Source organism: Panacibacter ginsenosidivorans (assembly GCF_007971225.1).
In the GTDB taxonomy this organism is placed as follows: Bacteria; Bacteroidota; Bacteroidia; order Chitinophagales; family Chitinophagaceae; genus Panacibacter; species Panacibacter ginsenosidivorans.
The window spans coordinates 3,362,063-3,375,814 of sequence record NZ_CP042435.1 but is presented as its reverse complement, the minus strand read 5'-3'; the positions used below and the strand labels follow the sequence as shown (position 1 = coordinate 3,375,814).

The 13,752-nt window shown below is 38.7% G+C and carries 12 protein-coding genes; 5 read left to right on the top strand and 7 right to left on the bottom strand.

Annotated features, from left to right (window positions below):
• Positions 1-276 precede the first annotated feature (276 nt).
• Positions 277-2,625 carry a TonB-dependent receptor gene (locus tag FRZ67_RS14190; protein ID WP_147190358.1) on the bottom strand — a complete coding sequence of 783 codons (2,349 nt, stop codon included), beginning with the start codon at positions 2,623-2,625 and terminating at the stop codon, positions 277-279.
• 240 nt (positions 2,626-2,865) lie between these two features.
• On the opposite strand from FRZ67_RS14190, the gene FRZ67_RS14185 reads away from it, so the two are divergent.
• Positions 2,866-3,645, top strand: coding sequence for an NYN domain-containing protein (locus tag FRZ67_RS14185; RefSeq protein WP_192903875.1), 780 nt, complete (start codon positions 2,866-2,868; stop codon positions 3,643-3,645).
• Between the two features lie 130 nt (positions 3,646-3,775).
• Here the strand turns inward: FRZ67_RS14185 and FRZ67_RS14180 are convergent, their stop codons facing one another.
• The 5 genes from FRZ67_RS14180 to FRZ67_RS14160 form a co-directional block, all read right to left on the bottom strand.
• The gene (locus FRZ67_RS14180; protein WP_147193228.1) at positions 3,776-4,237 is read right to left on the bottom strand and encodes a DUF983 domain-containing protein; all 462 of its coding nucleotides are present in this window, start codon (positions 4,235-4,237) and stop codon (positions 3,776-3,778) included.
• Positions 4,238-4,291: 54 nt separating this feature from the next.
• On the bottom strand, positions 4,292-4,615 hold the full coding sequence (trxA, locus tag FRZ67_RS14175; protein ID WP_147190354.1) for a thioredoxin: 324 nt from the start codon (positions 4,613-4,615) through the stop codon (positions 4,292-4,294).
• Positions 4,616-4,643: 28 nt separating this feature from the next.
• The gene (locus FRZ67_RS14170; protein WP_147190352.1) at positions 4,644-4,937 is read right to left on the bottom strand and encodes a rhodanese-like domain-containing protein; all 294 of its coding nucleotides are present in this window, start codon (positions 4,935-4,937) and stop codon (positions 4,644-4,646) included.
• Positions 4,938-4,992: 55 nt separating this feature from the next.
• Positions 4,993-5,625, bottom strand: coding sequence for a Crp/Fnr family transcriptional regulator (locus FRZ67_RS14165; RefSeq protein WP_147190350.1), 633 nt, complete (start codon positions 5,623-5,625; stop codon positions 4,993-4,995).
• Positions 5,626-5,807: 182 nt separating this feature from the next.
• Positions 5,808-7,091 carry a UDP-N-acetylmuramoyl-tripeptide--D-alanyl-D-alanine ligase gene (locus FRZ67_RS14160; RefSeq protein ID WP_147190348.1) on the bottom strand — a complete coding sequence of 428 codons (1,284 nt, stop codon included), beginning with the start codon at positions 7,089-7,091 and terminating at the stop codon, positions 5,808-5,810.
• A 178-nt stretch (positions 7,092-7,269) separates the two neighbouring features.
• Here FRZ67_RS14160 and polA point away from each other — a divergent pair, with 178 nt between their 5' ends.
• The 4 genes from polA to FRZ67_RS14140 all read left to right on the top strand — a co-directional run bounded on the left by polA (position 7,270) and on the right by FRZ67_RS14140 (position 12,763).
• Positions 7,270-10,119 (top strand): DNA polymerase I, encoded by a 2,850-nt coding sequence (gene polA, locus FRZ67_RS14155; RefSeq protein WP_147190346.1) that lies wholly within the window; start codon positions 7,270-7,272, stop codon positions 10,117-10,119.
• Between the two features lie 46 nt (positions 10,120-10,165).
• Positions 10,166-10,993 (top strand): formyltetrahydrofolate deformylase, encoded by an 828-nt coding sequence (purU, locus tag FRZ67_RS14150; protein ID WP_147190344.1) that lies wholly within the window; start codon positions 10,166-10,168, stop codon positions 10,991-10,993.
• A 59-nt stretch (positions 10,994-11,052) separates the two neighbouring features.
• On the top strand, positions 11,053-11,388 hold the full coding sequence (locus FRZ67_RS14145; RefSeq protein ID WP_147190342.1) for a hypothetical protein: 336 nt from the start codon (positions 11,053-11,055) through the stop codon (positions 11,386-11,388).
• Positions 11,389-11,617: 229 nt separating this feature from the next.
• Entirely contained in the window at positions 11,618-12,763 is a 1,146-nt protein-coding gene (locus FRZ67_RS14140; RefSeq protein ID WP_147190340.1) for a hypothetical protein, read from the top strand.
• A gap of 76 nt (positions 12,764-12,839) precedes the next feature.
• On the opposite strand, the gene FRZ67_RS14135 is transcribed toward FRZ67_RS14140, so the two are convergent.
• Positions 12,840-13,601, bottom strand: a complete 762-nt coding sequence (locus FRZ67_RS14135) for a PIG-L deacetylase family protein (protein WP_147190338.1) — start codon at positions 13,599-13,601, stop codon at positions 12,840-12,842.
• Between the last annotated feature and the right edge of the window lie 151 nt (positions 13,602-13,752).

Sequence of the window (13,752 nt, the reverse complement as noted above, 5' to 3'; positions counted from 1 at the left end):
AATGAAATATTTTTCTGTTGATCAATTCTGCAATTTTACGTCGTTAGAAACTTACGCAAAAACATACATAAGCAATTGAAGACGGGCGGCAATTCTTTGCTGCCTTTTTGTTTGCCCCTACCTTAAAGGGAGCTATTTAGATACATAATCTTTGTTGAAGAATGATAAAACGTACAAGAGTGCGACGCAAGAATGTATAATAGTAGCAATACAGTTGGGTAAACAAAAAAGAAGGTCTTTTTAGACCTTCTCATAAATATTGTTTGCTTAATGCTGCTAGAATTTAGCCATCAATGAAACACCAATTGTTCTTGGATCAGCCAAATGCACCGCACCAAAATCATATGCATAAGCTATGTAGTGTTTGTCTGTAATATTTCTTGCCCAGAAGAAAAGATCAGCATGTTTGCTGCTTACACCAATACGTGTATTCAGCAACTGGTAAGGCGACTGGCTGATATTATTGGCAAGATCAAAATATGTAGTGCCAAGATAAAACCATTCAGCACGTGCAACTAATTTTACCTGCTGTTTTTGATTGAGCAACAAACTGTATTGGGCAGCAAGCATAGAAGTTACATCCGGCGTAAAGATCTGTTTGTTGCCATTAAGATCAATAGATTCTCCATTACTGGAAACCTTTAGTGATTTATATTTTGCATTGGTGTAACCAAAATTATAATCAAGCTGCAGGCCTTTTACGGGTGTGGAAGATACTTCAAGTTCTGCGCCTTTACTGGTAAGCTTGCCCGTATTTTTAGTAATGGTAATTGCTTCGGGTAATACCAGTGTTGGCACCTGCGCATCGGTAACGAAAGTTATGAACGCAGTAATGTTTACACGCAAACGGTCATTAAAGAAATTATTTTTTATGCCCGCTTCAATATTATCGCTGTACTCAGGCTTGTAAGGATAAAGCGGCGGGTTCGATGGATCAGAAGATAATTGGGTTAAGCCGCCTGTTCTGTATCCGCGGCTGTATGTTGCAAAAACTAGATTGTTTGCCGTTGCATGGATATTGATGCCCAGCTTTGGCGAAACTGCATTGAAGTTGGCTGTTGCACTTGTATCGGGCAATGTAACAATAGTTCCAACACCTGCTTTTTCATACTCACCCAGCACAGATAATTTTTTGCTCTCATGATCGTAACGCAGGCCAGCTATCAATTCAAACTTTTTACTGAATGTATAATTGATCTGTCCATATGCTGCTATGCCGGTATTCTTGCCGGTGCTTGTACTGATGGTAGAGAAATCGGTATCCGGAATACCATAATAACCGGCATCTTCGCCGAAATAAGTTGCTTGTTTATTCGGAACATTTTGATGAAAGAAGTATGCGCCGGCAGTCCATTTTAATGCAGCAGCATTATTGGCTGGCGAACTGAAGCGTAATTCCTCTGTAAATACTTTTACGTTGTTCCATTTTTTACCATAATCATTAATGATACTAATTATATCAAGAGTGGAAAAATCTCCATCGAGTGGTGCATTATAATAACGGTGATTTTGTTGCCATGCTGTTTGTGAAGAAAAATTAAATCTATTGCCTGTATGATTAACAACCAGCGATGCGTTGAAAGTATTATCGATCATTTTCGCCAATGCATTCTGCGAAAGTTTATAAGGATTATTGAATGCTTCATCAACACCATTTACCAAGGGAAATGCGCCATTGTTTCTTGTGTTCTGATGTTTGGCGTTTAATGTTATTACCCATTTTTGATTGGGTAAATATTTCAGATAGTAATTACCGGTGAAACCATTTTGTTTATCGTAGGAAGAATTATTGAATTCATTGGTATAAAAGCCATCGCGTTTGTTGAACATGGCTGCTGCACCAAAGAATAATTTATCTTTTATAACCGGCAGGCGAACACCAAGATTGTAACGCTGCTGGTTATGATTACCAATGCTTATTTCTGCAAAACCACTTGCTGTGTTGGTTGGTTGCTTGGTAATGATATTGATCACGCCTCCCATTGCATTGCGGCCATACAATGTGCCTTGTGGCCCACGAAGAATTTCTATTCTTTCAACATCCAGTAATTGCGGCATGTAAGTATCAAGACTGAATTGATTCACGCCATCAATGTATGTTGTTACCGCAGGATCGTATGATGTAGTAGTTATACCTCGAATAGATGTAACATTTCTTTCATCACCGGAATTATTTGAATAAAGATTAGGCACGATCGCTGTTAATTCTTTGCTGTTCCAAAGCCTGTATTGCTGCACTTGTTTGGCAGAAAGTGAGGTCATACTTAAAGCCGTTTGCTGAAGGGATGCTTCTCTTTTTTCTGCACTCACAGTTACATCATCTAACTGTTTATAATCTTCTGATAATAAAATTTCTAAAGACTCACCTGTAGAAATTATCTCATTTTTTGTTGCATAACCTAATGCTTCGATTGTGATCGTGTAAGAGCCTTTTGCAATATTGCTGATCGTAAAATTTCCGTGTGCATCCGTAATGGTTACGGCATTCGAATTAAGCACATGTACTGTTGCACCCTCTACCGCATTAGATTTAGATCCTTTTACTTTCCCCGAAATGGTTGCCTGTGCACAAACCGCGTTAGTTAGTACTACAAAAACAGCAACCTGTAAAACCTTTGTAAGCATTCTTTGTTGTTTAAAAATTTCTGACACTGTTAGTTAATTTATGAGCCCGCCTGTAGTTTTTTATGCATCGCCTGTTGCGTCGCACTCTTGTACTTTCCGAACTACAGGCAGCAAACCATGGCAATTCACATACTGCCTTAAAAAACTGCAAAGCTATTTGTCAAAACAACACAAAGCGCAACAACTTTACAATCGTTTTATTCTGACTATCTTTATCTATATAGGATTAATTTAATAGTTATGAACAATAACAATGATCTCAGGCTTGCCGTTTTAATTGATGCTGATAATGTTCCATATGCCAGCGTAAAAGAAATGTTTGAAGAAATTGCGAAATATGGAACACCTACATTTAAAAGAATTTATGCAGACTGGACAAAACCAACTGTTTCAGGCTGGAAAGGTGTACTGCTGGAAAACGCCATTACACCCATTCAGCAATACAGTTACACCACCGGAAAGAATGCCACCGATTCTGCAATGATCATTGATGCAATGGATATTTTGTATTCGGGAAAAGTTGATGGGTTCTGCATTGTATCAAGCGATAGCGATTTTACCCGGCTTGCCACACGCTTACGTGAGGCCGGTATGAAAGTGTTTGGCTTTGGGGAAAAGAAAACACCCAAACCTTTCATTTCTGCCTGCGATAAATTTATTTATATAGAAATCCTTACTGCCGAGCCTGAAGTGGAAGAATCCGAAACAGGCAAACCTGCTGCGGCTAAACCATCTTCCCAGCATCAAACAAAGCCTGCACCAAAACAACCGATATTAAAGGCTGATAAGAAACTGATCAAACTTATTTCAGACAGCATTGAAGATATTGCCGATGAAAATGGCTGGGCTTTCCTAGGTGACCTTGGAAATATACTTATTAAAAAGATGCCCAATTTTGATAGCCGTAACTATGGATTTGGCAAATTGGTGCAATTAATAAAGAACATGAATGTTTTTGAAATAGATCAGCGCGAAACCGGAAAAGGAAATATTAAACATGTTTATGTGAAGAGAAAATAACCATTTAGGAATAATACAATTACTTGCTCATAATGATCTGAACGTACAAGTGAGTGACACAACCAAAGCTTAATAGTAGCTCAAAAGTTTGTCCTAAAAAATTTCTTACCCCCTTTAGGGCCGGGTATCATCACCAGTTGCCCATATGTTCTTCCACTATTCTTTCCTGTTTGCCAACAGGATGATTTTTCCAATCGGGATCGTATTTAACAAACCAGCTAAACCACATGCTACGCGACAAGCGCATGAAAACAGGTTGCAACAATAACATAGAAATGGAATTGAAACCGAGCCAGTAAAATATGCTGTTATCGTAAATGGAAAAGCCAAGCAGTACCCACCAGGCAATAAAAGTGGCTACAGAATAAGCAACCGTAAGCGTATAACTAACATAACTGGTGCCGTAATAAAACCCAACTTCAATTTCTGTTGGTTGACCGCACACCGGGCATTTCTCCGGCATTTTTATATAAGAGCTTTTCTTTAATGCGTAGGCATTTTTTGATTCGAATATATAACCTTCGCGGCACCGCGGACATTTGTTCCCCAGCACGCTCAACAAATAAGATGGTTTTGCTTTCTGCTCACTCATGATCTGTAATTTCGCCTGCAAAGTTCGTGTTTTAATTGCTCAGGTAAGTAAATTTTATGCAGCAAGCACCGCATGTTGTTTTATAACTTTAACCAACTGGTTTGCAGGCATAACCCCTGATTGCCGCCATAATACTTTTCCACTTTGGAATAAGATAAGCGTAGGCACACCACTTATATTATATTGAGCCGCAAGCTTTGGGTTCCTGTCCACATCAATTTTTAAAATACGCACCGCGCTGCCCAGCATACCATGCAGTTCTTTAAGTATCGGCGCCATCATTTTACAGGGTCCGCACCATTCTGCAGAGAAATCTACCAGCACAGGCGTTGTCCCGTTGATGATCTCGCTATAAGTTTCGTTTACTGAAGTTGCCATAACAAAAATTTTTATAAAAGCATCAAACTTACTGCCAGTTATCCCATGCGCCACCGTTGAAAGCTTTTACGCCTTCTTTCTGCAACATCGTCACCGCCATAGCACTTCTTGCGCCACTTTTGCAAACGGTTATTACGTTTTTTCCTTTCAGCCTGTCTGTTGACTGAACCAACATTTGCAATGGAATATTAATTGCTTTTGGAGCATGACCAGCATTAAACTCTTCCCTGCTGCGCACATCAATCAATAATGCGCCTCTGTCGAGTAAGACCTTTAATTCATCTTTGTTGCCGTTGCCAAATAATTTTTGAAAGAATCCCATATTTTTTATTTTAGGCAAAGGTCAGCCTTGCATTTTAGAATAAAAGTGACTAACGTCACAGAACTGCTTTTGCATTCAATTCTATGGAGTTCCTGTTAAGTACAACCAGTCCGCGTTGCTCCATTTTTTTCAGCAACCTTGAGATCACTTCCCGGGAAGAATTCAGTTCGTCGGCGATTTGCTGGTGAGAGAGAGAAATAATATTGGAGTGATTCGTTTCTGTATAGCGTTTTAAATAGAAAAACAAGCGTTCATCCATGCCTCTGAATGCAACATTATCAATAACAATAAGCAATTCCTCAAACCTGTTGCGATAAGTCTCCAGAACAAAGTAGTACCAGCTTTTGTATTTGCTCATCCATTCATCCATGAATCTTATCGGCACCATCAAAGCAGTTGTGTCTTCCATTGCCACGGCGCTTATCTGGCTTGTTTCTGCTTTTGATGCACAAATAATAGAGATGGCGCAAGCCTCACCCGGTTGCAGGTAATACATCAAAAACTCTGCACCTTCCTCATCTTCCCTAAAGATTTTTACAATGCCTTCTAGTATAAGTATGGTGCTTTTGATGTATTGACCTTTACGCATCAGTATGTCGCCTGCAGTAAATTCTTTTATCATGCCTTCTGTTTCCATTTCATTGATCAAGGCGGGTTCCAGCTGAGGAAATTTTTCACGAAGATTCATAGTTATTATTTTTATGAGCCGTGCAATTGTTTTTATGGCATCACCTGTTGCGTCGCACTCTTATACGTTCTGCTCATTGTTTAAAAAAGAGAAAGAGTATCACGCAGAGCAAAACATAATGAGGAAAGCTGCAACGCGTATTTTCTCGCTTCTTTGGCCTTGGCGTCTTTGCGGGAAAAAAGCTACACAGGCTGCAAAACTTTTTCCATTGCCATACTTCTCGATCCTTTTACAAGCAGGTAAGTATTTTCAAAATGTTGCTGCTGCAACCATACTGCAGCTTCTGTTGAATTAGCAAAGAAAGTATAAGCATGATCAATCTTAGCAAAATCTCCACCCACTAATACAACAGCATCCCATTTATATGCATCAATTTGTGCAATAATATTTTTATGCTCTGCAATGCTTTCTTCGCCAAGTTCCATCATTCCGCCGAGCATTAAAACTTTTTTATCAGCATGCAGTTTGGCAAAATTTTCTATCGCCAGTTTCATGCTGCTTGGATTGGCATTATAAGCATCAAGAATAATTTTGTTGCTTCCCTTTTCCATTAACTGAGACCTGCTGTTAGATGGTATATAATTTTCAATGGCCGATCTTATTTTTTCATCAGGCACATTAAAATGTTTCCCTACAGCTACCGCACACAAAACGTTTGGCAAATTATAATCGCCTACCAATTGCGTTTTAAGAGAAGTAAAAGAACCTCCTTTTGTAAACGCCACTTCCAAAAATGGTTCGCTTTGCAACACATGACCAGTAACAGTTCCTTTTTTTGATCCATACCATTCAATGTGTTGAATGTCTTTGCTCATATCGTGCAAATAATCGTAATCATCATAAGCAAATACAGTCCCATTGCGGGCTCTTATATAATCAAACAATTCACCCTTTCCTTTCCTTACACCTTCAATGCCACCAAAACCTTCCAGGTGTGCTTTGCCGCAATTGGTGATGATGCCATGTGTTGGTTGTGTATAAACACAGTAGCTTGCAATTTCTTTCTGGTGGTTGGCACCCATTTCTATCACGGCCATTTCAGCATCTTTTTGTACACTTAGTAATGTAATAGGAATGCCAATATGATTATTCAAATTTCCCTCTGTAGTATATGTTTTAAAATGTGAAGCGAGCACAGTGCTCACTAATTCCTTTGTGGTGGTTTTACCATTACTCCCGGTGATAGCGATAAAAGGAATATTAAATTGTTCGCGGTGGTATTTTGCGAGTTGCTGTAAAGCAGTTAGTACATCGTCTGTCTTAATAATGCTGTCATTTGCACCTTCAATATCTTCATCAACGATTGAATAAGCCGCACCCATTTCGAGTGCTTTCAATGCAAAAAGATTACCGTTGAAGTTTGGTCCTTTAAGCGCAAAGAAAAGGTCGCCTGGTTTTAGTTTGCGTGTGTCTGTTTGTATAGATGGATGCTGCAGAAATATCTGGTATAATGATTCTATGGTCACCTGTAAAAATTTGTGGCAATTTACGGAAACAAAGGAAGATGTAACTATTGCTGCTCATTGAACCGGACGTACAAGTGAGTGACACAACCAAAGCTTTATAGCAGCACTGCAGTTCGTTCCCCAAAAATCCAGAATCATAAATCACAAATCCGAAATGTGAATTCCCTACCTTAGCTGCATGGCTAAGAAATTATTTTTACTGGATGCGTATGCACTTATTTTTCGTGCATATTATGCATTGATACGTAACCCACGTATTACGTCGAAAGGTATTAATACCAATGCGCAGTTTGGTTTTACCAATACATTGTTTGACCTTATGAATAAAGAAAAGCCCTCGCACATGGCCGTTTGCTTTGATGTAGAAGGTGTAACAGAAAGACATACCGACTTTGCGGATTATAAAGCAAACAGGCAGGAGACACCGGAGGATCTTTCGGCTGCAATTCCGTTTATCAAGCGCATTATTGAAGGATTTAATATTCCCGTAATTGGTGTTACAGGTTATGAAGCGGATGATGTAATTGGAACGCTTGCATGGCAGGCGCATGATGCGGGTTACGATGTGTATATGGTTACACCGGATAAAGATTATGGTCAGTTGGTTAGAGATGGAATATTTATTTATAAACCCGGTTACCAGGGCGGAGATGTTGAAATAATGGGTCCGAAAGAAGTATGTACGAAATGGGATATTGAAAGGGTTGACCAGGTAGTGGATATTCTTGGGTTGATGGGTGATGCAGTAGATAATATTCCGGGCATTCCGGGAATCGGTGAAAAGACAGCAGCAAAGCTTCTGAAAGAATATGGCTCTATAGAAAATATTCTTGCAAATGCAGATAATATAAAAGGATCGCTAGGTGAAAAAGTACGCAATGGAAAAGAAAGTGCCATCATGAGTAAAAAACTGGCAAGAATAATTACCAATGTGCCTGTTGAATTTCACGAAGAACAATTCTGTTTGAAAGAATGGAACAAGCCTGCATTAATAGAAGTATTTACAGAGCTTGAATTTAAAACGCTTGGTAAACGTGTGTTGGGAGAAGAATTCAATGTGTTTCAAACTGCCCCGGTAGGTGTTCAGACTGACTTGTTTGGAAACGTTGTTGAGCAAAGCGAAAAGTCAAAAGCAAAAAGTGAAAAGAAAGAAGTTGCTGCAAATACAGATGGTAATGCAGATGTTGAGGCTACTGGTTTTGGTGCTGATAAAAATATCAACAACACAGCACACAATTATATTCTTGCAGATACACAAGAAAAGATTGCTGCATTAGTAAAGGACCTGTTGCAACAAACAGAAATATGTTTTGACACAGAAACAACAGGCATTGATGCAAATGATGCTGAATTGGTGGGAATGAGCTTTTCTTATATTCCGCATGAAGCTTATTATATTCCTTGTCCTGCAGATCAAACAGCAACTAAAAAAATACTGGAACAATTTACGCCGTTGTTTAATTCAGAAAAGATTACATGGATCGGGCAGAATCTTAAGTACGATATGCTTGTATTAAAGTGGTATGGGATTGAATTGAAGGGAAATATTTATGATACGATGCTGGCACATTATGTAATAGAACCTGAAGGCAGACGCAGTATGGATTTGTTAAGTGCACAATACCTGGGCTATGAGCCGGTGCACATTGAAGAACTTATCGGCAAGAAAGGCAAGAACCAGGGCAACATGCGTGATGTGGAAGTCGAAAAAATAAAAGATTATGCTGCGGAAGATGCAGATATAACCTTACAACTGAAACATGCACTGCACCCGGGTTTGAAAGAAAAAGAAGTGGAAAAAGTTTTTTATGAAGTGGAAAATCCTTTGGTAAAAGTGTTAACTGACATGGAATTTGAAGGCATAAAAATAGACGAAGGGTTTTTAAAAGATTATTCCAAAGAATTAGAACGCGAAGCAAGATTAGCTGAAGAAAATGTGTATGCAGGAGCAGGTGTAAAATTCAATCTGTCTTCTCCGAAACAATTGGGTGAAGTGTTGTTTGAAAAATTGAAACTTGATCCCAAAGCAAAGAAAACAAAGACCGGCCAGTATGCCACAGGCGAAGATGTGTTGTTGAAACTTTCTCACACAAACCCAATCGTTGCGGATATTCTTGTTTACAGGGAATTGACAAAATTGAAATCAACTTATGTAGATTCATTGCCTTTACTGATTAATAAAAAAACTGGGCGTGTGCATACATCTTACGCACAGGCTGTGGCAGTCACAGGAAGACTGAGCAGTAATAATCCTAACCTACAGAATATTCCAATCCGCACAGACCGCGGTAAAGAAATTCGTAAAGCATTTATACCAAGAGATGATAAACATGTTTTGGTTAGCTCAGATTATTCGCAGATTGAATTGCGCATAGTCGCCGGCATCAGCGGTGACCCTAACATGTGCGAGGCGTTTAAAAGCGGCATAGATATTCATACTGCCACCGCTGCTAAAGTATATAACATAGAAGCAAAAGATGTAACGAAAGAAATGCGGTATAAAGCAAAGAGCGTAAACTTCGGGATCATTTATGGCCAGGGGGCGTTTGGACTGGCAGATAATCTTGGCATCAGCAGGTCAGAAGCAAAAGAGATCATTGACAATTACAAGAAGGAATTCATTGGCATTACAAAGTATATGGATGACACCATCAACTTTGCAAGAGAACATGGCTATGTGCAAACACTGATGGGGCGTAAACGCTGGTTAAGAGACATCAATTCATCAAACTTTACAGTTAGGGGTTTTGCCGAAAGAAATGCCATTAACTCTCCTATACAGGGCACTGCTGCTGATATGATAAAACTGGCAATGATAAAAATTCATGCAGCCATGAAGAAAGAAAAATTACAAAGCAAAATGCTTTTACAGGTACATGATGAGTTGGTCTTCGATGCATTGAAAGAAGAAATGGATACACTTAAGCCTTTGATACTCGAAAACATGAAGGCAGCATTACCATTACCACACGGCGTGCCAGTTGAAGCAGAAGTTGGTTTTGGTGATAATTGGCTGGAAGCACATTAATCAATGAACAATTTACAACGAGCACTAAACAATAAATTAAAATAGTTTGATCATCGTTATTCAATGTAAGGACCAGGTAGGATTAGTTGCGGCAATTTCAGGTGCGCTGGCAAAAGAAAACATCAACATTATTTCTATGCGTGAACATGTAGATAAAGAAGAGAACCGCTTCTTTATGCGTGTAGAAATTGAACAATATTCGGATGCACAAAATTTAGAAGAAAAAATAAGAAATGTATTACCAACTGATGCAATAATAAAAGTTGACCCAAGTCCTGAGAAAAAAATAATTGTACTCGTTACAAAAGAATATCATTGTCTTGCTGATATTCTTATCCGCAATCATTTTAAAACATTGGGCGCATCTGTGCAATGCGTAATTGGCAACCACATTACATTAGAAAACATTTGTGATCGCTTTGATATTCCTTTTCATTTCATTTCGCATGAAGAAAAAGATAAGGTTGCATTTGAAGAAGAATTGCAAAATGCCATCGGTGCTTATAACTACGATTACCTTGTGCTTGCAAAATTCATGCGTATTCTCTCGCCGGAATTCGTGACTTATTTTCCTACTCAAATCATTAACATTCATCATTCGTTTCTCCCGGCATTCATCGGCGCTAACCCTTACAGGAAAGCGTTTGAGCGTGGCGTAAAACTGATTGGCGCAACTGCGCATTTTGTAACAAACGATCTTGATGAAGGTCCCATTATTGCGCAGCAGATCATTCCGGTTAACCATACATTTACAGCAAGTGGCATGATGAAAGCCGGTAAAGAAATTGAAACAGCTGTGCTTGCAAGAGCTTTGCAACTTGTGTTTGATGATCGTGTGTTTGTCTACAAGAATAAAACAGTTGTGTTTGAATAAATACATAAGCGGTGCAACGCCCGGTTTTTTTTCTTTGTCATTTTTAAAAACATTGCCAAATGAAAAATGTATTTCTTACGCTTCTTACAGCCGCTTTGCTTATTACTTCCTGTAGTAAAACTGCTGACAAAGAATCTGCAGTAAATACCTCTGACAATTCATCTGAAAAATCCACCGGAACAATTACAGGATTGAATCCGGACAAGTGTGCCTGTTGCTGGGGCTGGCTTGTAAATATTGACGGCAAAGAATATAAGTTTGACAAAATTCCGGAAGGCTCTTCTTTAAATGTGAACAATATCAGTTATCCCACCAAAGTAAAAATTGAATGGAAAGATGCCGGAGGCGATTGCAGCGGTAAACTCATTGAAGTGCTAAATATATCTCCTTTATAATTTTTTTGTTGTCAACTGCATGTCTTTTGGCATCGCCTGTTGTGTCACTCACTTGTACTGCAGGATAAATAGTATCGAAGCAGAAGGCAAAAACTTGTCGCCTCTGGTTTGATTTCTGATTTTTGAATTGCATTCTTCAGTTCAAGTGTGCGACGCAACGTAAGCATCATGCATATTCTATCGCCAAGCTCATAAAAATTATTACCTTTCTGCATCAAAACAGAACACCATGGTGCACCGCTTGCTGCAATTATTTTTCTTATTATTTATTCTTGCCTATTATGGTTGTGGTACAACAAGCGCTGTAAAACAGAATTACACTTTTGAAGACAAACAGGTATTTGACCTTGTTGATCGTTTGAAGAAAAACCCAAATGATGAAGAAGCGAAACACTTGCTGCCAGAGGCTTACAGGGCAGCATTAAATAAAAGAGATAGCCTTACAGATGCAAAATATTATAATCTTGGCGGCGGTGACAGGCACATTGCTTTAGCCAATGAATGGCTTGTAATGCAACACATGTATGAAGCGATTCTTTCCACACCTGCAGCAAAAGAAGCATTGCCCAACCCATGGGATCCGTCTTATAAAATACAGGAAGAATATAATCATGCGGCAGATGAATATTATGAACAAGGAGTTTCCAATTTAAATTACAACACAAGAGAAGGTGCACAGAAAGCTTATGATTATTTTGTAAAAGCAAACAAAGCGGTTCCCGGTTATAAAGATGTAAAAGACCTGATGGCGGAAGCTTATGATAAGTCTTATATAAAAGTTATTGTGAATCCGGTTAACTATTACAACAATGGTTATAATTTCTGGGGGTTTCAAAATGACTGGCTGCAACAACAAATGGTTCGTGATCTCAATTTTCGTTCTTACCGCAACGTAAAATTTTTCAACGATTGGGAAGCAAGATCTCAAAACATACAGCCCGATAAAATTGTTGATCTTAATTTCACACGCATTTTTATAAGCCAGCTTTTTACACAATATTATACACTTAACAGAACTGCACAGATAAAAACAGGAGAAACAAAAACAAACCCGCCAAGACCAATCTACACAACAGTTACAGCAACTGTATATGTAACCAAACGCTACATGCAAAGCAATGCCACATTGCAATGCCGCATTTATGATGCATACAGCAGCCGAAATAGTTTCTATGATAATTTTTCCAACACTTACAACTGGGAGATTCAAACTGCAACATATCGTGGAGATAGTCGTGCATTGACTGCCGATGATCTTAGATTGATCAACAATAGTTTCGTAAATGAACCACGCAGAGAAGATATTGCTGATAAATTATTACGTGACAGTTATAACATGTTGCTAAGCAGAATAAATAGCCGCGTAAGTTTTTAAAATGTTATGAGTCACGCTTTAGAATAACTATTAAATTTTTCTTGCGTCGCACACTTGTACACCTGATCATAATTCATCATATTGATAAACCACCTTGCGTTCTTCCGTTCATTCTTACAAATGCTTCTGCAGCTTTTACACCAATTTCTCTTCCACGAAATTCTTCCATAGCCGCATGGCCGCAGGCATAGATGCCCGGCGGCTCCTGGCTGGTGTGGCAATACACCGCTTTTCTTTTTTGTTGCTGTGTATCGCTGATATCAATATAATCTGTTGGATGAAAAGTCATGGTTTGTTCGCCGGTACAAACTTCAAAAAAATACAATGGGAATTTTTGTTGTGCACGCATCCATGTTTGTATAGTTAATAAACTTGCGCATTGATGATCTTTATGTGAATCAATCGACCAGTGTGCAAACACAATATCAGGAGATTCATTCTTGATGAGTTGTTGCAGCTTTTGCAACCATTCATTATTTACAATCGTATCTCCATCTATTTGTCCGGCAAATACAGGTTTTGCATTTAATATTTTGCATGCATTAATGGCTTCCTGTTTTCTAATTGCAGCTGCTTCATCATGAGATTTGCCTTCTATGCCTGCTTCCCCTGTTGTTAAATAAATAATTGTTACATCATGACCTGCATTTGCAAACTTAGCAAGCGTGCCGCCACAGCCACTTTCAGGATCATCCGGATGGCCGCCGACACAAACAATTTTCTTCTTGTCTTTTTTATTCGTAACCTGCGCATTTAATAAAGCAGGCAATGATAACATTCCCAATCCTGTTGCTGATTGTTGCAAAAATTTTCTGCGATTGTTTTTGAAATAACTCATAACAAATGTTTGATTGAAGCAAGTTTTGTAAACCTAATCAAAAAACTCTTTGCCTCCTTGCCTGTCGCCTGGTTGTTTTGAATTTCTTCAGTACAAGAGTGCGACGCAACGAAAGCTCAATAATAGCAATACTGCCGGTTACATAAATAAT